At 68.0% G+C, this 18,156-nt stretch carries 19 protein-coding genes and 1 pseudogene; 13 read left to right on the top strand and 7 right to left on the bottom strand.

Translation table 11 applies throughout. The features are described 5' to 3' along the window. Window positions 1-10 precede the first annotated feature (10 nt). The 4 genes from QM748_RS01070 to QM748_RS01055 are packed head-to-tail and all read left to right on the top strand — an operon-like array spanning window position 11 to window position 4,369. Window positions 11-1,054: an aminoglycoside phosphotransferase family protein gene (locus tag QM748_RS01070; protein WP_415245239.1), complete on the top strand. Its 1,044-nt coding sequence runs from the start codon at window positions 11-13 to the stop codon at window positions 1,052-1,054. A gap of 1 nt (window position 1,055) precedes the next feature. Beyond that, window positions 1,056-1,799, top strand: coding sequence for an N-acetylmuramate alpha-1-phosphate uridylyltransferase MurU (gene murU, locus QM748_RS01065; RefSeq protein WP_415245238.1), 744 nt, complete (start codon window positions 1,056-1,058; stop codon window positions 1,797-1,799). A gap of 7 nt (window positions 1,800-1,806) precedes the next feature. After that, window positions 1,807-3,162 carry a Xaa-Pro aminopeptidase gene (gene pepP / locus QM748_RS01060; RefSeq protein WP_415245237.1) on the top strand — a complete coding sequence of 452 codons (1,356 nt, stop codon included), beginning with the start codon at window positions 1,807-1,809 and terminating at the stop codon, window positions 3,160-3,162. Then, window positions 3,155-4,369: an FAD-dependent monooxygenase gene (locus QM748_RS01055; protein ID WP_415245236.1), complete on the top strand. Its 1,215-nt coding sequence runs from the start codon at window positions 3,155-3,157 to the stop codon at window positions 4,367-4,369. Before pepP ends, QM748_RS01055 begins: the two co-directional genes overlap by 8 nt. 139 nt (window positions 4,370-4,508) lie before the next feature. On the opposite strand, the gene QM748_RS01050 is transcribed toward QM748_RS01055, so the two are convergent. From QM748_RS01050 to QM748_RS01040, 3 genes are all read right to left on the bottom strand, one after another. Further along, window positions 4,509-4,919, bottom strand: a complete 411-nt coding sequence (locus QM748_RS01050; RefSeq protein WP_415245235.1) for a type II toxin-antitoxin system VapC family toxin — start codon at window positions 4,917-4,919, stop codon at window positions 4,509-4,511. Then, complete coding sequence (locus tag QM748_RS01045) at window positions 4,919-5,131, bottom strand: FitA-like ribbon-helix-helix domain-containing protein (RefSeq protein ID WP_415245234.1); 213 nt, start codon at window positions 5,129-5,131, stop codon at window positions 4,919-4,921. Before QM748_RS01045 ends, QM748_RS01050 begins: the two co-directional genes overlap by 1 nt. A gap of 138 nt (window positions 5,132-5,269) precedes the next feature. Continuing rightward, the gene (locus tag QM748_RS01040) at window positions 5,270-6,649 is read right to left on the bottom strand and encodes an L-serine ammonia-lyase (protein ID WP_415245233.1); all 1,380 of its coding nucleotides are present in this window, start codon (window positions 6,647-6,649) and stop codon (window positions 5,270-5,272) included. 225 nt (window positions 6,650-6,874) lie between these two features. Here QM748_RS01040 and dusB point away from each other — a divergent pair, with 225 nt between their 5' ends. The 7 genes and pseudogenes from dusB to arsC all read left to right on the top strand — a co-directional run bounded on the left by dusB (window position 6,875) and on the right by arsC (window position 12,999). After that, window positions 6,875-7,897, top strand: a complete 1,023-nt coding sequence (gene dusB / locus QM748_RS01035; protein ID WP_415245232.1) for a tRNA dihydrouridine synthase DusB — start codon at window positions 6,875-6,877, stop codon at window positions 7,895-7,897. Further along, a complete protein-coding gene (locus QM748_RS01030; protein ID WP_263462148.1) occupies window positions 7,894-8,133 on the top strand; it encodes a helix-turn-helix domain-containing protein in 240 nt (79 codons plus the stop codon). The genes dusB and QM748_RS01030 overlap by 4 nt, the downstream gene beginning before the upstream one ends. Window positions 8,134-8,229: 96 nt before the next feature. Continuing rightward, window positions 8,230-9,825 carry a bifunctional phosphoribosylaminoimidazolecarboxamide formyltransferase/IMP cyclohydrolase gene (purH, locus tag QM748_RS01025; RefSeq protein ID WP_415245231.1) on the top strand — a complete coding sequence of 532 codons (1,596 nt, stop codon included), beginning with the start codon at window positions 8,230-8,232 and terminating at the stop codon, window positions 9,823-9,825. Between the two features lie 92 nt (window positions 9,826-9,917). Beyond that, window positions 9,918-11,202, top strand: a pseudogene (purD, locus tag QM748_RS01020) (phosphoribosylamine--glycine ligase). Between the two features lie 132 nt (window positions 11,203-11,334). After that, window positions 11,335-11,667 carry a YegP family protein gene (locus QM748_RS01015; RefSeq protein ID WP_415245230.1) on the top strand — a complete coding sequence of 111 codons (333 nt, stop codon included), beginning with the start codon at window positions 11,335-11,337 and terminating at the stop codon, window positions 11,665-11,667. A gap of 6 nt (window positions 11,668-11,673) precedes the next feature. Further along, window positions 11,674-12,582 carry an oxygen-dependent coproporphyrinogen oxidase gene (gene hemF / locus QM748_RS01010; protein ID WP_415245229.1) on the top strand — a complete coding sequence of 303 codons (909 nt, stop codon included), beginning with the start codon at window positions 11,674-11,676 and terminating at the stop codon, window positions 12,580-12,582. Window positions 12,583-12,633: 51 nt separating this feature from the next. Beyond that, window positions 12,634-12,999 (top strand): arsenate reductase (glutaredoxin), encoded by a 366-nt coding sequence (gene arsC / locus QM748_RS01005; protein ID WP_415245228.1) that lies wholly within the window; start codon window positions 12,634-12,636, stop codon window positions 12,997-12,999. 50 nt (window positions 13,000-13,049) lie between these two features. Here arsC and QM748_RS01000 read toward each other — a convergent pair whose 3' ends face one another. Continuing rightward, complete coding sequence (locus tag QM748_RS01000; RefSeq protein ID WP_341645728.1) at window positions 13,050-13,682, bottom strand: TetR/AcrR family transcriptional regulator; 633 nt, start codon at window positions 13,680-13,682, stop codon at window positions 13,050-13,052. Window positions 13,683-13,851: 169 nt separating this feature from the next. On the opposite strand from QM748_RS01000, the gene QM748_RS00995 reads away from it, so the two are divergent. Together QM748_RS00995 and QM748_RS00990 are read left to right on the top strand one after the other, a co-directional pair. Further along, complete coding sequence (locus QM748_RS00995; protein ID WP_415245227.1) at window positions 13,852-14,289, top strand: VOC family protein; 438 nt, start codon at window positions 13,852-13,854, stop codon at window positions 14,287-14,289. Window positions 14,290-14,376: 87 nt separating this feature from the next. After that, the gene (locus QM748_RS00990; RefSeq protein ID WP_415245226.1) at window positions 14,377-14,757 is read left to right on the top strand and encodes a DUF1428 domain-containing protein; all 381 of its coding nucleotides are present in this window, start codon (window positions 14,377-14,379) and stop codon (window positions 14,755-14,757) included. Between the two features lie 54 nt (window positions 14,758-14,811). Here QM748_RS00990 and QM748_RS00985 read toward each other — a convergent pair whose 3' ends face one another. From QM748_RS00985 to QM748_RS00975, 3 genes are read right to left on the bottom strand one after another with little or no spacing between them, the layout of a single operon-like run. Then, entirely contained in the window at window positions 14,812-16,035 is a 1,224-nt protein-coding gene (locus tag QM748_RS00985; protein WP_415245225.1) for a heme biosynthesis HemY N-terminal domain-containing protein, read from the bottom strand. 10 nt (window positions 16,036-16,045) lie between these two features. Further along, the gene (locus tag QM748_RS00980; RefSeq protein ID WP_415245224.1) at window positions 16,046-17,347 is read right to left on the bottom strand and encodes a uroporphyrinogen-III C-methyltransferase; all 1,302 of its coding nucleotides are present in this window, start codon (window positions 17,345-17,347) and stop codon (window positions 16,046-16,048) included. An 11-nt stretch (window positions 17,348-17,358) separates the two neighbouring features. Then, on the bottom strand, window positions 17,359-18,156 hold the full coding sequence (locus QM748_RS00975) for a uroporphyrinogen-III synthase (RefSeq protein ID WP_415245223.1): 798 nt from the start codon (window positions 18,154-18,156) through the stop codon (window positions 17,359-17,361).

The raw sequence follows: 18,156 nt of genomic DNA, 5'->3' as shown, positions 1-18,156 counted from the left end.
GAACTTCCTCTTGCAACGCCTCGAACAACTGCGCGCCTGGCTCGCCGCCGTCCTGCCCGGCCAGTCCTTCGATCTCGCGCCGGCCTCGGCCGACGCCAGCTTCCGCCGCTACTTCCGCGCCCGCTTCGCCGACGGCAGCCCTTCCCGCATCGTCATGGACGCCCCGCCGGGCAAGGAAGACGTGCGCCCCTGGCTGCAGGTGGCCGAACTGTTCCGCGCTGCGGGCGCCCACGTGCCCGAAGTGCTGGCACAGAATCTCGAGCAGGGCTTCCTGCTGCTGTCCGACCTCGGCTCGACGACCTACCTGGCCGCGCTGAAGGCGGAGGGGGGAGAAGGCGGCGGCGACCCGCATCGCGCAGCCCATCTGTATGCCGACGCGCTCGGCTCGCTCGCCGCCATCCAGCACGCCAGCCGCCCCGGCGTGCTGCCCGAGTACGACCGTGCCCTGCTGCTGCGCGAGCTGATGCTGTTCCCCGAGTGGTACGTCGCCCGCCACAAGGGCGTCACCCTGAGCGAGGCCGAAACGGCGCTGCTGAACACCGCCTTCGAGCGCATCCTCGCGGTCAACCTGGCCGAACCCAGGGTCTTCGTGCACCGCGACTACCACTCGCGCAACCTGATGCTGCTCGAAGCCGGCGACGGCCTCGGTGCCAACCCCGGCATCATCGACTTCCAGGACGCGGTCTACGGCCCGATCAGCTACGACCTGGCGTCGCTGTTCAAGGACGCCTACATCCGCTGGGACGAGGAGTTCGTCCTCGATCTGCTGATCCGCTACTGGGAAACCGCGAAGAAGCTCGGCCTGCCGGTGCGCGAGGAATTCGCCGACTTCCACCGCGACTTCGAATGGATGGGCGTGCAGCGCCACCTGAAGGTGCTCGGCATCTTCGCCCGCCTCTGCCACCGCGACGGCAAGGACGGCTACCTGGCCGACATGCCGCTGGTGATGGACCATCTGCGCCGCGCCTGCAAGCGCTACCGCGACCTCGGCCCGCTGCTGAAGCTGCTCGACCGCCTCGAACCCGAGGAAACCCAGGTCGGCTACACCTTCTGACATGAAAGCGATGATCTTCGCCGCCGGCCGCGGCGAGCGCATGCGGCCGCTGACCGACCACTGCCCCAAGCCGCTGCTCGAAGCCGGCGGCAAGCCGCTGATCGTCTGGCAGATCGAAGCCCTCGCCCGTGCCGGCATCGTCAACATCGTCATCAACCACGCCTGGCTCGGCGAGCGGCTCGAAAACGCGCTGGGCAACGGCAGCCGCTACGACGTGCACCTGCGCTATTCGCCGGAGACGACCGCGCTGGAGACGGCCGGCGGCATCGCCCAGGCGCTGCCGCTGCTGACCGGGCGGCCGGCGAGCGCAGACGGTGAAATCTTCCTCGCCGTCTCCGGCGACATCCACACCGACTACGACTACCTCCGCCTGCTGCCACGCGCCGCCGCGATGGCCGCCAGTGCCGAGCCGCTGATGCACCTGGTCATGGTGCCGAACCCGCCCTTCCATCCAGCGGGCGATTTCGTCCTCGGCGAGAACGGCCTGCTGACGCTGGACGGCCCCGGCGAAGCGGCGCGCCTCACCTTCGGCAACATCGGCCTCTACGACACCCGCCTGTTCGCCGACATCGCCCCCGGCGAACGGAAGGCGATGACGCCCTACTACCGCCGCAGCATCGCCGCCGGCCACGCCACCGGCGAGCGCCACGACGGCCACTGGGAAAACGTCGGCACGCCGGCCCAGCTCGCAGCCCTGGACGATCTCCTGCGAGCGCGCCAGCAGCCGCTACAGACAGTGAGATAATCGCGCCATGAACGCACCGACTCCGCCCCTTTCCGTTCCGCAACTCGATCTCGCCCCTTTCCGCGACCGCCGCGACCGCCTGCTAGCGCGCATGCAGGCCGCCGGCGGCGGCGTCGCCATCCTGCCGACCGCGCCCGAGCGCGCCCGCAACCGCGACACCCACTATCCCTACCGCCACGACAGCTATTTCTACTACCTCACCGCTTTCCGCGAGCCCGAAGCCGTCGTCGTGCTGGTTGCCGGCGAGCAGCCGAAGCAGATTCTGTTCTGCCGCGAGAAGAACGAGGAACGCGAGATCTGGGACGGCCATCGCCATGGCCCGGACGCGGCGCGTGAGACCTTCAGCTTCGACGAAGCCTGGACCATCGGCGACCTCGAAAAGCGCCTGCCCGACTACCTCGCCGGCCAGCCGCTGATCTGGGCCAGCCTGGGCTACGACGAAACCTGGGACGCCACCGTGCTGCGCGCCCTGAACACCGTGCGCGGCAAGGCCCGTGCCGGCATCACGCCGCCGCATTCGATCCGCGACCTGCGCGCCGAACTCGACGAGATGCGCCTCGTCAAGGATGCCGCCGAACTCGCCACCATGCGCCGCGCCGCGCAGATCTCCGCCGAAGCCCACTGCCGCGCGATGCGCGCCACCCGTCCCGGCCGCTTCGAGTACGAGATCGAAGCCGAACTGCTGCACACTTTCCGCAAAGCCGGCAGCCAGGCGCCCGCCTACACCTCGATCGTCGCCGGCGGCGCCAACGCCTGCGTGCTGCACTACATCGAGAACGACTGCCGGCTGCGCGACGGCGACCTGCTGCTGATCGACGCCGGCTGCGAGCTCGACGGCTACGCCTCGGACATCACCCGTACCTTCCCGGTCAATGGCCGCTTCAGCGCCGCGCAGCGCGAAGTGTACGAAATCGTGCTCGCCGCGCAGCACGCCGCCCGCGACGCCACCCGCCCCGGCGCGCACTGGAATGAACCGCACGAAGCCGCGGTGAAAGTGCTCGCCCAGGGCATGATCGACCTCGGCCTGCTCAAGGGCAGCCTGGACGGCGCGATCGAGAGCAACGCCTACAGCCGTTTCTACATGCACCGCACCGGCCACTGGCTGGGCATGGACGTGCATGACGCCGGCGAATACAAGCTCGACGGCGAATGGCGCCCGCTGACCCGAGGCATGGTGCTGACGATCGAGCCCGGCTGCTACATCCGCCCTGCCGCCGACGTGCCCGAGCGCTTCTGGAACATCGGCATCCGCATCGAGGATGACGCGGTGGTGACGGCAGACGGCTGCGAACTGATCACGACCGACGTTCCCAAGGCCGTCACCGACATCGAAGCCCTGATGCGGGAGGCCGGCCATGGCTGACGACGCCCCTGCGCCCGCCCCCGTCCATGACCTGCTGATCGTCGGCGCCGGCCCGGTCGGCCTGGCGCTGGCGCTGGCGCTGAAGGATGCCGGCCTCGACATCGTGCTGGCCGATGCCCGTTCCCGCGAAGCCGTCGCCGGCGACCCGCGCGACCTCGCCCTGGCGCACGGCAGCCGCCTGACGCTGGAACGCCTGGGCGTATGGGAAGCGCTGTCGGCCACGCCGATCGAGCACATCCACGTCTCCCAGCAAGGCGGCCTCGGCCGCACCCTGATCGACGCCAACGAGCACGGCCTGCCCGCGCTCGGCTACGTCGCCTCGGCGGGCGCACTGGCCGCCGCGTTGCGCGCCGCCGTCGACACCGCCGGCATTCCGGTGCTGGACGAAACCGAAGTCGCCAACCTGGCGCCCGGCGGCGGCGACATCATGGCCAGCCTGAGCGGCCCCGGAGTAAGCCAGTCCACGCTGCGCGCCCGGCTCGCTGCCTGCGCCGAAGGCGGGCTGAAGGCCGACGACCCGAACGTGGTCGAGCACGACTATCGCCAGCATGCCCTGATCGCCCAGGTCGCCGTTGCCGGCGGCCATCGCGGCACCGCCTTCGAGCGCTTCACCCGCGAAGGTCCGCTCGCGCTGCTGCCCAGGGGCGAAGGTTACGCGCTGGTGCACGTCGCCCGCCCCGACACCGCCGATGCGCTGCTGGCGCTGGACGACGACACCTATCTCGCCCGCCTGCAGGCCCACATCGGCAACCGCGTGCGGCTGGAAAGCGTCAGCAAGCGCCTGCGCTATCCGCTGCTGCTGCGCTACCGCGAATCCGCGGTCGGCCCACGCACCGTGTGGCTCGGCAATGCCGCCCAGACCCTGCACCCGGTCGCCGGCCAGGGCTTCAACCTCGCGCTGCGCGACGTCTGGGCGCTGGCCGACACCCTGCTGCGCCATTGTGACGAAGGCGCTCGCGCCGCCTCGGCCACTCAGTCACCATGCGACCTCGGCACCCCCGCCGTGCTGGCCGCCTACGCCCGCAGCCGCGGGCTCGACCGCCTCGGCACGATCCGCTTCACCGACACCCTGGTGCGCGTGTTCAGCAACGACGTTGCCCCGCTGCGCCACGCCCGCGGCGCCGCGCTGTTCGCCCTCGATGTCTTCCCGCCGCTGCGCAACTTCGTCGCCCGCCGCATGATGTTCGGCGCTCGCGCCTGGCCTTGAGTTTCTCACCGCAACCCAAGCCTCGCGAAAAAACCCACCTCCCGCCGGCTGCACGATCGCCTGGAAATTTCAGCACAAGCCGCTTGATCGAGCCCCCGTTCAGCAGAGCCCTCCCCCGGCGCGACGACGGTACCGGGCATCAAGCAAAAGGATCGAACAGGCGGACGCCGGTACCGGCGAAATCCGCTGTATTGCGCGTGGCCACGGTGAGATCGTGGATGAGACCGATTGCGGCGATCTGCTTGTCGATCGGATGTTGAGGGCTGGCTGATAACAGGTTCCCCCATAGCTGGGCACATTCAAGATCGAAATCCAGGATGTGGCGGGCGTGCTCGGCGACCACGGCATCGAGCCAGACTTCGAGCCTGTCGGCCTGAACGTGGTCGCCTCGCCGGCGGATGTTGTCCAGGCCACGGCGGATTTCGCCGATGGTCTGCACCGCAAGGTAGATGTCGGCGCTGTCGAGCGTCGCGAAAAAGGCACGAACACCGGAGTTGGCGCGCTGGCCCTTGCGCAGTTCGCTAAGAACGTTGGTGTCGAGCAGATACATCAGCGCGGGCGGGCATTGAAGTCTTCGTCCGTGCCGACGTCGGGCATTGCGGCCAGCACGTCCTTGAAGCTGCGGCGGCTGGGCTGGCAGAGGACTGCGCGCAGGATTTCGCGATGCTCCGCTTCGGCGCTGCGCCCGTGTGCAGCGGCCGCCTGTTTCAGCGCCCGCGCGACGGCGGGATCGACGTTGCGCACGATGAGATTGGTGGTCATGGCAATCTCCATGGGAATGCTCAAGATGCTTGCAATGATTACATCTTAGGCGCAATCGCAATCATTGCAAGCATCATCATCTCTACCCGACTATACGTAGCCGATGCTCCTGCGATCACAGCCTCCTGCAGGCTGGATTCAACACGCAGGGAAGCTGACCGCAAGCCCGCCACGCGAGGTTTCCTTGTATTTGTCGAGCATGTCACGGCCAGTATCGCGCATGGTGCGGATCGCCTGGTCGAGCGAGATCGCATGCGCGCCGTCACCGCGCAGGGCGAGCTGGGCGGCGTTGATCGCCTTGATCGAGGCCATCGCATTGCGCTCGATGCAGGGGATCTGCACCAGGCCGCCGACCGGGTCGCAGGTGAGGCCGAGGTTGTGTTCGAGGCCGATCTCGGCGGCATTCTCGACCTGCTCCGGCGTGCCGCCAAGCACTTCGGCCAGGCCCGCCGCGGCCATCGCACAGGCGGAGCCGACCTCGCCCTGGCAGCCGACTTCAGCGCCGGAGATGGAGGCGTTCTTCTTGCACAGCACGCCGACGGCGGCAGCAGCGAGCAAGAACCGATCGACGTCCTGCTCGCTGCTGCCGGGCATGAAGTCCATGTAGTAATGCAGCACGGCCGGGATGATGCCGGCGGCGCCATTGGTCGGCGCGGTGACGACGCGCCCGCCGCCGGCGTTTTCCTCGTTGACCGCCAACGCATACAGATTCACCCAGTCGAGCGCGGCCAGGGTGCTGCTGATGAGATTATGGCCGGCGCTGCGCTCGCTCAGCTTGCGGTACAGCGCGGCGGCACGGCGGCGCACGTTCAGGCCGCCCGGCAATACCCCCTCCCGGGTGATGCCGCGCGCGACACAGGCCCGCATCGCCGCCCAGATGCGCTGCAGCGCGGCATGCGTGTCCGCATCGCTGCGCCAGGCGGTTTCGTTGGCGAGCATCAGCTCGCTGATGCTCAGGCCGTGGCGGCGGCACTGGGCAAGCAGTTCGGCGCCGGTCTCGAAGGGATACGGCAGGGCGAGTTCGGCTTCGGCACACAAGCCGGCTTGCGCCTGGACTTCGTCGACGACGAAACCGCCGCCGACCGAGTAATACGTGTTCTGGTGGAGCAGGCCTGTCCCGCCGTATGCGGCGAGCCGCATCGCATTGGGATGGAAAGGCAGGCTCACCGGCAGCAGGCGCATGTCGCAATTCCAGGCGAAGGGCACTTTGTGGGTGCCGGCGAGCGGGAGTTTTTCGTCGAGGCGGACGAGATCGACGGTTTCGATCAGGAAGTCGGGATCGACCTCGTCCGGTTTCTGGCCCATCAGCCCGGCGATGACCGCACGGTCGGTGCCGTGGCCGATGCCGGTCGCCGACAGCGAACCGTAGAGTTTCACTTCGACGCGGGTCACACTGGCGAGCAGGCCTTGCCCCATCAGCCCGGCGGCAAAACCGTGGGCGGCGCGCATCGGCCCGACGGTATGTGAACTCGATGGCCCGATGCCGATCTTGAACAGATCGAGAACGCTGATGGACATGATTGCTCCAGATTGAATGCAAACGCCGTTTCAATCGACCCAAGCCAATCCAGACAAGCGGAAGCTTACTGCTTCACGAACGCATTCTCCACAGCGGAGACAGCCGCTCCGATTCCCCGGCTCCTGGCCCTGCCCCGCCGCCCCATGCCCATCCCTGGCGCTCGATACGCGCCAGAGCCTTGATCATTGGGGTAAAATGCGCCGTTTCCCCCGCCCGATCACAGCATGCAGTTCGCCGGCTTCACTCTGCGTAACAATCTTTTCGTCGCCCCGATGGCCGGAGTGACGGATCGCCCTTTCCGCCAGTTGTGCAAGAAGCTCGGCGCAGGCGTCGCCGTGTCCGAGATGGTCACCTCCAATTCCCTGCTCTACGGCAGCGAGAAGACCCAGCGCCGCGCCAACCATGACGGCGAAGTCGATCCGATCTCGGTGCAGATCGCCGGCGCCGACCCGGCGATGATGGCCGAGGCCGCGCGCTACAACGCCGACCGCGGCGCCCAGATCATCGACATCAACATGGGCTGCCCGGCCAAGAAGGTGTGCAACGTGATGGCCGGCTCGGCGCTGATGCAGGACGAACCGCTGGTCGCGCGCATCCTCGAAGCCGTGGTCGAGGCCGTGCCGCACACGCCGGTGACGCTGAAGTTCCGCACCGGCTGGAGCCGCCAGAACAGGAACGCGCCGGTGGTCGCCCGCATCGCCGAGGAATCCGGCATCCGCGCCATCGCCATCCACGGCCGCACGCGCGCCGACCAGTACATGGGCGAAGCCGAATACGACACCATCGCCCAGGTCAAGACCCTGGTGAAGATCCCGGTGATCGCCAACGGCGACATCACCACGCCCGAGAAGGCGAAGTTCGTGCTCGACTACACCGGCGCCGACGGCGTCATGATCGGCCGCGCCGCGCAGGGCCGGCCGTGGATCTTCCGCGAGATCGAGCACTACCTGAACACCGGCGAGCTGCTGCCGCCGCCGCTGGTCAGCGAGATCCACCGTGTCTGCCGCGAACACCTGGCCGACCTGTACGGTTTCTACGGCGAGGACCGCGGCGTCAAGATCGCCCGCAAGCACATCTCCTGGTACACCAAGGGCCTGGTCGGCTCCGCCGCCTTCCGCCGCACGATGAACCAGATTCCCGACATCCCCGCGCAGCTCGCCGCGGTCGACGAGTTCTTCGGCCAGCTCGCCGAAGCCGACGCCCGCCTGAGCTACGAGGCCGAACTTCCGCAGGAACTCGCAGCATGACCGGCCGCAGCAACGAGATCGCGGACGCCGTCGTCCGCACGCTGGACCAGTACTTCCGCGACCTCGACGGCGAGAAGCCGGCCGCCATCCACGACATGGTGATCCGCAACGTCGAGCGCCCGATGCTGCAGTTCGTGCTGCAGCAGGCCGGCGGCAACCAGACGGTCGCCGCCGAGATGCTGGGCATCAACCGCAATACGCTGCGGCGCAAGCTGACCGACTACGAGTTGCTGTGAACCACGAATTGCTGTGAGCATCGCGGCACATCATGTGCCGCGGCGGCCGCCAGCCCCACTCTTTCCACGTTTCCCCTCTTCGCTTCCGATCCCACGATGAACGTCACCCAAGCCCTGATCAGTGTCTCCGACAAACGCGGCGTGCTCGACTTTGCGCGCGAACTCGCCGGCCTCGGCATCAAGCTGCTGTCGACCGGCGGCACGGCCAGCCTGCTGCGCGAAGCCGGCCTCGACGTCACCGACGTGTCCGAGCACACCGGCTTCCCGGAAATGCTCGACGGCCGCGTCAAGACCCTGCACCCGAAAGTGCATGGCGGCATCCTCGCCCGCCGCGACCTGGCCGAGCACATGGACACCATCGCCGCGCACGACATCGGCCGCATCGACCTCGTGGTGGTGAACCTCTACCCCTTCCAGCAGACCGTGGCCAAGCCCGACTGCACGTTGGAAGACGCGATCGAGAACATCGACATCGGCGGTCCGACCATGGTGCGCGCCGCGGCCAAGAACCACGGCAACGAGGAAGGCGGCGTCGGCATCGTCACCGACCCCGAGGACTACGCCGGCATCGTCGCCGAGCTGAAGTCGAACGGCGGCAAGCTCGGCCACAAGACCCGCTTCGCGCTGGCGGTGAAGGCTTTCACCCACACCGCGCGCTACGATTCGGCGATCTCCAACTACCTGACCGCGCTGGTCACCAACGAGGCCGGCGACGTCTCGCTGCAGACCTATCCCGAGCGCCTGCAGCTGGCCTTCGACAAGGTGCAGGACCTGCGCTACGGCGAGAACCCGCACCAGAGCGCGGCCTTCTACCGCCAGCCGGGCGCGGCCGAAGGCGGCATCGCCGGCTACACCCAGCTGCAGGGCAAGGAGCTGTCGTACAACAACATCGCCGACGCCGACGCGGCATGGGAATGCGTCAAGGCCTTCGACCGCGACGGCGCGGCCGCTGCCTGTGTCATCGTCAAGCATGCCAACCCCTGCGGCGTGGCGCTGGCTGCAACCCCGCTGGAAGCCTATAAAAAGGCCTTCTCCACCGACCCGACCTCGGCCTTCGGCGGCATCATCGCCTTCAACGGCGAAGTCGACCGCGCCGCTGCCGAAGCGGTGTCGGCGCAGTTCCTCGAAGTGCTGATCGCGCCGTCCTACACCGCCGAGGCGCTGGAGCTGCTGCGCGCCAAGCAGAACGTGCGCGTGCTGAGCTGCCCGCTCGGCCAGCCTGCCGGTGCCTTCGACTACAAGCGCGTCGGCGGCGGCCTGCTGGTGCAGAGCGCCGACGAAGCCCGCATCCAGATCGCCGACCTGAAGATAGTCACCAGGCGCGCGCCGACCGAAACCGAAATGCGCGACATGCTGTTCGCCTGGCGCGTGGCCAAGTACGTCAAGTCCAACGCCATCGTCTACTGCAAGGACGGCATGACCATCGGCGTCGGCGCCGGCCAGATGAGCCGCGTCGACTCCGCCCGCATCGCCAGGATCAAGGCCGAGAATGCCGGCCTGGTGATTTCGGGCTGCGTGGTCGCATCGGACGCCTTCTTCCCCTTCCGCGACGGCCTCGACGTGCTCGCCCAGGCCGGCGCCACCGCGGTGATCCAGCCGGGAGGCTCGATGCGCGATGCCGAAGTGATCGCCGCCGCCGACGAGCAGGACATCGCGATGGTGTTCACCGGCTTCCGCCACTTCCGCCACTGATCCCGGCTCGCCATCGAAGCGGTGAAGCATTGCTCCCGCTTCGGTGGCGGACCGACAAATAGCATCAACCCAGCAGAAACTCGGAGCACCCCATGAAAGTCCTCGTCATCGGTTCCGGCGGCCGCGAACACGCGCTGGCCTGGAAGCTCGCCCAGTCGCCCAAGGTCACCCGCGTGCTGGTGGCGCCGGGCAACCCCGGCACCGCGCGCGAGCCCAAGGTGCAGAACGTCGATGTCGGCGCCACCGCCGTGGCCGAACTGGTCGAGCTGGCGCGCCGCGAGCAGGTCGCGTTCACCGTGGTCGGCCCCGAAGCGCCGCTGGCGGCCGGCGTCGTCGAACGCCTTCCGCGCCGCCGGACTGGCGATCTTCGGCCCGACCAGGGCTGCCGCCCAGCTCGAAAGCTCGAAGGACTTCGCCAAGCAGTTCCTGGTCCGCCACGGCATCCCGACGGCGAAGTACCAGACCTTCTCCGACGCCGCCGCGGCCCATGCCTACATCGACGCCGAAGGCGCGCCGATCGTGATCAAGGCCGACGGCCTCGCCGCCGGCAAGGGCGTGGTGGTGGCGATGACGGCGGACGAAGCGCACGCCGCGATCGACATGATGCTGCTGGACAACAAGATGGGCGATGCTGGCGCGCGCGTCGTCATCGAAGAGTTCATGCAGGGCGAGGAAGCCAGCTTCATCGTCCTGGCCGACGGCAGGAATGCGCTGGCGCTGGCGACCAGCCAGGACCACAAGCGCCTGAAGGACGGCGACGAGGGGCCGAACACCGGCGGCATGGGCGCCTATTCGCCCGCCCCCGTGGTCACGCCGGAGGTCCATGCGCGGGTGATGCGCGAGATCATCAATCCGACGCTCGCCGGCATGACGGCCGACGGCCTGCCCTACACCGGCTTCCTGTACGCCGGCCTGATGATCGACGGCGAAGGCCGGCCGCGCGTGGTGGAGTTCAACTGCCGCATGGGCGACCCGGAAACGCAACCGATCATGATGCGCCTGAAGACCGATCTGTCCGACCTGGTCGAAGCCGCCATCGCCGGCAGACTGGACCAGATCGAGGCCGAATGGGATCGCCGCTTCGCCCTCGGCATCGTACTCGCCGCCGCAGGCTATCCCGACAGCCCGCGCAAGGGCGATGCCATTTCCGGACTGCCCAGGAATGCTGCCGGCGACGTGCATGTCTTCCACGCCGGCACCGCCGAGCATGATGGAGAGATCGTCACTGCCGGGGGCCGCGTGCTGTGCGTGACCGCCCTGGGCGACAACGTGCGCACCGCGCAGAAGAACGCCTACCAGATGGCCGACGGCATCACCTTCGACGGCCGCCAGTATCGCCGCGACATCGGCTACCGGGCAGTCGCCCGCAAGGTCTGATCCGTCCCCCCGACACGGGCACGGCCGTCCGTGCCCGTGCCATCTGCCACGAACAGGGGTGTAAACCCCGGCTATCCTAGACGCGCGCCAGTCTGGCGCTCACCACCACAACCCGATGCAATGGAGGCGCAGATGTCCGTCAGATTCGAGATCACCAAGAACGACAAGGGCGAGTTCCACTTCAAGCTGCTCAACGCGGACGGCAAGACCCTGGTTCGCAGCGAGGGCTACAACGCCAAGGCCAGCTGCGCCAACGGCATCGAGTCGGTGCGCAAGAACGCCGGCGACGACAAGCGCTACGAACTCAAGACGGCTTCCGACGGCCGTCCCTACTTCAACCTGAAAGCGAGCAACGGCCAGATCGTCGGCACCAGCCCGATGTTCGCCGATGCCGCCGCCTGCGCAGCCGCCGTCGCCGCCGCCAAGGCCGGCGCCGCCGAGGCGCCGATCGACGACAAGAGCTGAGCCACGATGAATCCCGCCACCGTCAAACCCTGGTTCACCGATCTCCAGCAACGCATCGTCAGCCGCCTGGAAGCCTTCGACGGCCAGGCTTTCGCGGCGGACGGCTGGGAGCGCCCCGGCGGCGGTGGCGGCCTGACCCGCGTCATCGAGGAAGGCAATTTCTTCGAGCGCGGCGGGGTCAATTTCTCCCACGTCATGGGCGACGGCATGCCTGCCTCGGCCACCGCCCACCGCCCCGAACTCGCTGGCTGGCGCTTCGAGGCGATGGGCGTGTCGCTGGTGCTGCATCCACGCAATCCCCACTGCCCGACGGTGCACATGAACGTGCGCTGCTTCGTCGCCCTGGCCGAAGGCAAGGCGCCGGTATGGTGGTTCGGCGGCGGCATGGACCTGACGCCCTACTACCCGGTGGAAGAGGACGTGCGCCACTTCCACGCCGCCTGCAAGGCGGCGGTGCTGCCCTTCGGCGGCGAGGCGGAATATGCCCGCCTGAAGGAGTGGTGCGACCGCTACTTCTTCCTCAAGCACCGCAACGAGCCGCGCGGCGTCGGCGGGCTGTTCTTCGACGACCTCGGCGCCGACGGCAAAACCGACTTCGACACCGCCTTCGGCCTCACCCGCGCGGTCGGCGACGCCTTCCTCGGCGCCTACCTGCCGATCGCCGAGCGCCGCCGGAACACGCCCTACGGCGAGCGCGAGCGCGACTTCCAGGCCTATCGCCGGGGGCGCTACGTGGAATTCAACCTCGTCTTCGACCGCGGCACGCTGTTCGGGCTGCAGTCGGGCGGACGCACCGAATCCATCCTGATGTCGATGCCGCCGATCGTCAAATGGCGCTACGACTGGCAGCCCGAACCCGGTTCGGCCGAGGCGCGTCTGTACGACGAATTCCTCAAACCGCGCGAGTGGGCGTAAAAGCCAGGACCTGAACAGTCCCCGCGCAGACTTCGATTCATTGGAAACGGCATGAGCGACATCACGATCTTCCACAACCCGAGATGCGGCACTTCGCGCACCGTGCTGGAGATGATCCGGGCCAGCGGTGCCGAACCGGACATCGTCGAATACCTGAAGACACCGCCTTCCGCCGACGAACTGCTGGCGCTGGCGCAGGCCACCGGCGAGCCGCTACGTGCGCTGCTGCGCACCAAGCAGCCCGAATATCTCGAACAAGGCCTGGACGAGCCTTCGCTCACCGATGCCCAGTTGGCCGCCGCCATGGTGGCCACTCCCATACTGATCAACCGGCCCATCGTCGTCACGCCGCGCGGTGTGCGGCTGTGCCGCCCGGCCGAACTGGTCGAGGCATTGCTGCCCGGCGCCGCGGCGTGATCCTGAACCGCCCGGACCTCCGCGCCTTCTCCACGCCGTAGCTGCAGGGTTCACAAACCCAGTTCGACCATGCGCAGCAGACGGGCGCCCAGCGCCTGCTGCTGCTCGGCCGATGCGTTCCGCAGCGGCCCATCGATGATCAGCAGTGCCATGCCATGCACTGCCGACCAGGCCAGATACTCCGCACCGGGCCGCCGCTCGGCCGGCAGCACGCCGGCATGCACCATCGCATCCAGCGCATGGCCCAGCAATTCGAAGGGATTGAGCCCCTTGGCAGCAGTGCGCGCCGGGTCGGCAGGCACTTCGACGTCGTGCACGCCGAAGGCGAACGCGGTGCGGAACCATCCCGTCTCGGCCTGCGCGAAGCCCAGGTAGCCGCGCCCCACGGCCGCCAGCATGCCGCGTGCACGCTCGGCGGGATCCCGCAGCCTCTCCGCCTGCCGCAGTTCGGCTTCCATCGCTGCCGCCAGCACGCCCAGCACCGCTGCGCGCACCGCCTCGAACAAGGCCTGGTGGTTGGCGAAATGGCGATAGGCCGCATTGGGCGTCACACCCGCACGGCGCGTCGCCTCGCGCAACACCAGCGCCTGCGGCCCGCCCTCGCGCACCAGCGCCATGCCGGCCTCGACCAGTGCCGTCCTCAGGTCGCCATGGTGATAGGTCGAGCGGGCAGCGATGGACATGGGCAATTCTCGGCAGCAGGGAATATTTATTTACAAGCGCGAAGCACGATTCATGTAAACATCGTTCACATCGGATTCTAACCTATGTGCACGCCGTCCACACACTCTTTGCGGCGGCCCACCACGCGTTGGGGCAGCCCCTGCCCCAGCCTCGCCCCGGGAGACAGCAATGGAGTTCACGCCTTATCTCAATTTCGACGGCAACTGCGCCGAAGCCTTCGCCTTCTACGCCGATCTGTTCGGCGGCAGCATCGTCCACCAATCCACCTTCGGCGAAATGCCCGCCATGGAAGGCATGCCGCCGATTCCCGAATCGGCCAGGAACGGGATCATGCATGTGCACCTGCAGATCGGGCAACAGTCGCTGATGGGCTCCGATGCCATGCCCGGCGCCGATGGCGACTGCGGCGGCTACCAGCCGGCCCAGGGCCTGTGGATATCGATCCAGGCCGCCGACGTGGCGGAGGGCCGGCGCCTTTTCGATGCCCTGGCGCAAGGGGGACAGTGCGTGATGCCCTTCGCCGAGACTTTCTGGTCACCCGGCTTCGGCATGGCCAGGGACCGCTTCGGAACACCCTGGATGGTCAACGTCGCCATGCAGGCCTGACGGTCGAAGCGCTTGCGGCGGAGAGGGTGCTTGCAGCCTCTCCGCCGCATGGCCGAAGCCGCCTTCCCAACCCCGAAGGAGAGACTCATGCACTACGTCGATGGATTCGTGCTGCCCGTACCCCGCGCCAAGCTGGATGCCTACCGCGCACTCGCGCAACAGGCCGGCGAGGTCTGGATGGAACACGGCGCACTGCAGTATTGGGAATGCGTGGGCGACGACGTGCAGCCCGGCAAGATCACTTCGTTTCCGCAGGCCGTACAGCTCAAGGACGACGAAGTGGCCGTGTTCTCGTGGATCGTCTACGCTTCGCGCGCCGAGCGCGACCGCATCAACGCACTGGTGATGGAGGATCCCCGCATCACCTGCACCAAGCCGGAAGACATGCCTTTCGACGGCATGCGGATGTTCTGGGGCGGCTTCAGCGGCCTGGTCGAGATGGGTGCCTGCCCTCCGGCTTCCGCCTGAAAGCCATCGGCCGCGCCGCCGGTGCAGGCAAGCCGCGCCGGCGGCGCGGCCTCCTCAGGCGGGCAGCAGCGCCACGGCGTTCTTCTGCCCGCCGGCGGCAACGATTTCGGCCGCTGCGCGATAGTAGGGCTGGGCTTCGGCATTGCGTTCGAGATTTTCCAGCAGGTGCGCCAGGGCGAGATAGGCATCGACGCTCGGGCCGTACTTCACCGACGATTCGAGGTAGCTCTGCGCCTTGCCCCACAACTGCGCACGAACGCAAAGCTGGCCGAGCGCGAACAGCAGCCCCGCGTCACGCGGCTGCTGCTGCAGCCAGCTTTCGGCCTTCTGCAGGCAGGCGCGCACGCTGCTTTCGCCTTCGTTCTCGGCGCAATGCGCATATTGCCGTGCCAGGTCGGAATCCCAGTGCTCGTCGAGCAGATGCTCCACCTGCTTGCGTGCAAGCTCGCCGCGCCCGGCTTTTGCCAGCAGCGGCAGTACGCGTTCGATCAGGCCGCGATCCTGCAGTTCGCCGGCGGGAATGTTCTTCCAGTAATCGACCAGCGCCTCGCTGTCGCCGGCGAGTTCGCGCATGCGCTCGACATGGCCACGGCGCAGCAGCGGCACGGCCTGCTCATCGGTCAATGCCTTGTGCTTGCGCAACTGGCGGACGGTGCCGACCAGTTCTTCCCAGCGCCGCAGCGCCGACGCCACGCGCGCCTCCAGCCGCAGCATGGCAATGTGGCGATGGCCGCCTTCGCGCAGCGTCGCCAGCCGCGCCGCCGCTTCGTCGAAGCGCCCGGCATCGACGGCCAGCTCCGCTTCGGTCATCAGGCGCGCGACATCGCCATTCGTTTCCTTCTTCGCCGCGTTGCCGAGCCATTCACGATAGCGCGGCTCGTCCTGCATCGCATGCGCGGCGCGTGCCGCGACCAGCGCCGCCATCGACGCGCCTTCGTCAGTCTCGTAGGCTCGCGATGCGGATTTGAGCGACTGCGAGAAACGGCCTTCGAACAGCGCATTGACGGAATCCGTCAGCGCCCGTCCGGCACGCTCGCGCCGGCGCCGCTCGCGCCACTTCGCCACCCTGGTCGGCAACTGCAGGGTCCGGCTGACCAGACGAATCAGCGCATAGCCGAGTGCGAAGCCGACGACGACGATGACCACCAGCAGGTTCAAGGACAGCTGCACGCGCCACGGCGGCGCCACAACCAGCACGTAGCCATCGTTGAGGCCGGCCACCATCGCCACGCCCACCGCGACGGCGAAGATGCCGATCATCCATATCAAGGTACGCATCGCCGCCCCCTCACTGCGCCGGGGACGCTTCCGGCGCGTCCCCTGCTATGGAGTCGGAAGCCGGCTCGGCAACGTCAGGCACGGCGGCGGGAGCTTCGGCGGCTGCCGGCGGCGCGGAGGACTCAGCGGCCTCCCGGACCGCCGGACGTTCGCCGCGCGCCTGCTCGCCGCGCGCCTGCATCACGCGCAGGGCGGCAAAACTTTCGGTGAGAGTGGGCAGTTCGGTGCGGATGGAAACCGACTCCAGCGCCTTAAGCTCTTCCAGAACCAGTTTCACGCGCTCGTCACTCAGGTCGAAGAAGCGCTCGACCCACGCGCGCGCCTGGGCAAGATCGGCAGCATAAGTGCGCGCATCCCGCGCCAGCAGTCCAAGGCGCGCAGTGAGCAGCCGGATCTTCAGGTTTTCACGCAGGAAAGTGTTCTGCGCCGGCGCCAGCAGCACGGGAGCCTCCTCGTCGAGCCGCTCCATGCGCACGAGGCCGCGGATCTCGCGCCAGACGTCATGGGCAAGCTCGCGCGCGTAGCCGAGCCCCTTGGCCGTCCAGTCATCACCTGCAGCAGCGACGCTGTCATCGTCGGGAGGCAGCTGCGGCGCCGGCAACTGCCCCTCGAAGGCCAGCGGCATCACGTCCGCGCGCTCGAGCAAGCGCTCCAGGCGCAGGCCGAGTCCGGGCACATCGACCACGGGCTGAAGCTTCAGTGCTTCGATGTCGCCCGCCAGGGCACGGCGCAGCGGCGCATACTGGCCACGGTCGTGCAGCCCGAGACGGGCATCGGCCTGGTTCAACGCGATCAGCGCCGCCTCGACGTTTCCGGCAAGCTGCAGTTGCTGCGCCGCCAGGGCGACAGCCTGTTCGACTTCGGCAACGACACGATCCTCGCGCGAGCGGGAAAATTCCTGGTACAGGGCTTCCAGCGCGGCAGCCTGACCTTCGGTGGCCTCGACCTTGGACTCCAGCGCACCCAGCTTGCCCTGCAGGGCGGCAAGGATTTCCTGCTGCTGGCGGACGATGCCCCGCGCCTCGCCGGCGAGGCCTTCACTCTCGGCAAGGCGGCTGGCCAGCATCTCGCGCAGTTGCGCCGACTGCCCGTGGGTGTCCCGCGCCTGCCAGGCCGACCAGCCCGCGCCGCCACAGGCCGCGAGCGCCAACAGCAGCGCCCACCAGGCGATGGTCTGGCGAGGGGCCGCAGATCCAGCCGACGGCGGCGGTGGCGATACTTGTTCGGTCGATTGTTCGGGCATGGCGCCGTCCTTGCTGGATGGTTTGGCCGCCCCGGGCGGCTGGGTCAGGGCGGGAAGTTCAGTATTCATGACCGGAGAGTTTAACCAAAGTATCCTGCCAGCGCCTGCAACAGGCCTTCATCGCCGGCCGCGGTCTCGATCACGCTGCCAAAACCCGCCGCGCGGGCCTGCGCAGCAATACGCGCATGGGATGCAAACACCGGGATCGTCGCCAGCGCCCTCATCCCGTCACGGCCGAGGATGGTCGCCAGGTTGCGCACCCCCTCGCTGCTGGTCAGCAACAGGCCGGCAAGTTCGCCTCGGGCAGCGGGCGCCAGCAGCAGCGCAGGATCAGGAGCCGGGCAGTAGCGGCGGTAGCAGGTCACGTACTCGGTCTGCGCGCCACGTTCGCGGAGGGTGTCCCGGATCAGGTCGCGTCCGCCATCGCCGCGGAAGATCACGACCTTGCGGCCGCGCACGGCCTCGGCGGCGAACTCCGGCAGAGCCAGCACCGATTCACTGTCGAAGCCGTGTTCGGGCACTATCGGGTCGCTGAAGCCGCGCTGGCTCAGCGCTTTTCCGCTGCCTTTGCCGACGGTCAACACGCGCAGCGACGTGGGCCAGACGCGGCGCGCGAGGACGAATTCGAGCGCATGGTGAATGGCATTCGGGCTGACGAAGAAGGCAAGGTCGAATTCATCCAGCCGCGGCACGATCGCCTCGAGCTGGCTCGAATCCGGCGCCGGCCCGATCCCCAGCACCGGGAAGCGGATCGCCTTGCCTCCCGCCGCCTCGATGCGGCGGCACAGGCTGTCCGCCTGTTCGAGTGGCCGGGTGACCGCCAGCAGGCGCCCGGCCAGCGGCAGGGCACAGTCCTTGGTCTGCAGATCCTGCGTCAT

It is taken from the genome of Thauera sp., from assembly GCF_047601425.1.
In the GTDB taxonomy this organism is placed as follows: domain Bacteria; phylum Pseudomonadota; class Gammaproteobacteria; order Burkholderiales; family Rhodocyclaceae; genus Thauera.
Note: the sequence above shows the minus strand (reverse complement) of the source record. Positions and strands in the feature narration are given on the sequence as shown.

Coding starts and splice junctions, on each gene's coding strand:
- murU (WP_415245238.1), top strand. CDS start 1,056: ATGAAAGCGATGATCTTCGCCGCCGGCCGCGGCGAGCGCATGCGGCCG.
- pepP (WP_415245237.1), top strand. CDS start 1,807: ATGAACGCACCGACTCCGCCCCTTTCCGTTCCGCAACTCGATCTCGCC.
- QM748_RS01055 (WP_415245236.1), top strand. CDS start 3,155: ATGGCTGACGACGCCCCTGCGCCCGCCCCCGTCCATGACCTGCTGATC.
- QM748_RS01050 (WP_415245235.1), bottom strand. CDS start 4,919: ATGTATCTGCTCGACACCAACGTTCTTAGCGAACTGCGCAAGGGCCAG.
- QM748_RS01045 (WP_415245234.1), bottom strand. CDS start 5,131: ATGACCACCAATCTCATCGTGCGCAACGTCGATCCCGCCGTCGCGCGG.
- QM748_RS01040 (WP_415245233.1), bottom strand. CDS start 6,649: ATGTCCATCAGCGTTCTCGATCTGTTCAAGATCGGCATCGGGCCATCG.
- dusB (WP_415245232.1), top strand. CDS start 6,875: ATGCAGTTCGCCGGCTTCACTCTGCGTAACAATCTTTTCGTCGCCCCG.
- QM748_RS01030 (WP_263462148.1), top strand. CDS start 7,894: ATGACCGGCCGCAGCAACGAGATCGCGGACGCCGTCGTCCGCACGCTG.
- purH (WP_415245231.1), top strand. CDS start 8,230: ATGAACGTCACCCAAGCCCTGATCAGTGTCTCCGACAAACGCGGCGTG.
- QM748_RS01015 (WP_415245230.1), top strand. CDS start 11,335: ATGTCCGTCAGATTCGAGATCACCAAGAACGACAAGGGCGAGTTCCAC.
- hemF (WP_415245229.1), top strand. CDS start 11,674: ATGAATCCCGCCACCGTCAAACCCTGGTTCACCGATCTCCAGCAACGC.
- arsC (WP_415245228.1), top strand. CDS start 12,634: ATGAGCGACATCACGATCTTCCACAACCCGAGATGCGGCACTTCGCGC.
- QM748_RS01000 (WP_341645728.1), bottom strand. CDS start 13,682: ATGTCCATCGCTGCCCGCTCGACCTATCACCATGGCGACCTGAGGACG.
- QM748_RS00995 (WP_415245227.1), top strand. CDS start 13,852: ATGGAGTTCACGCCTTATCTCAATTTCGACGGCAACTGCGCCGAAGCC.
- QM748_RS00990 (WP_415245226.1), top strand. CDS start 14,377: ATGCACTACGTCGATGGATTCGTGCTGCCCGTACCCCGCGCCAAGCTG.
- QM748_RS00985 (WP_415245225.1), bottom strand. CDS start 16,035: ATGCGTACCTTGATATGGATGATCGGCATCTTCGCCGTCGCGGTGGGC.
- QM748_RS00980 (WP_415245224.1), bottom strand. CDS start 17,347: ATGAATACTGAACTTCCCGCCCTGACCCAGCCGCCCGGGGCGGCCAAA.
- QM748_RS00975 (WP_415245223.1), bottom strand. CDS start 18,156: ATGACGCAGGATCTGCAGACCAAGGACTGTGCCCTGCCGCTGGCCGGG.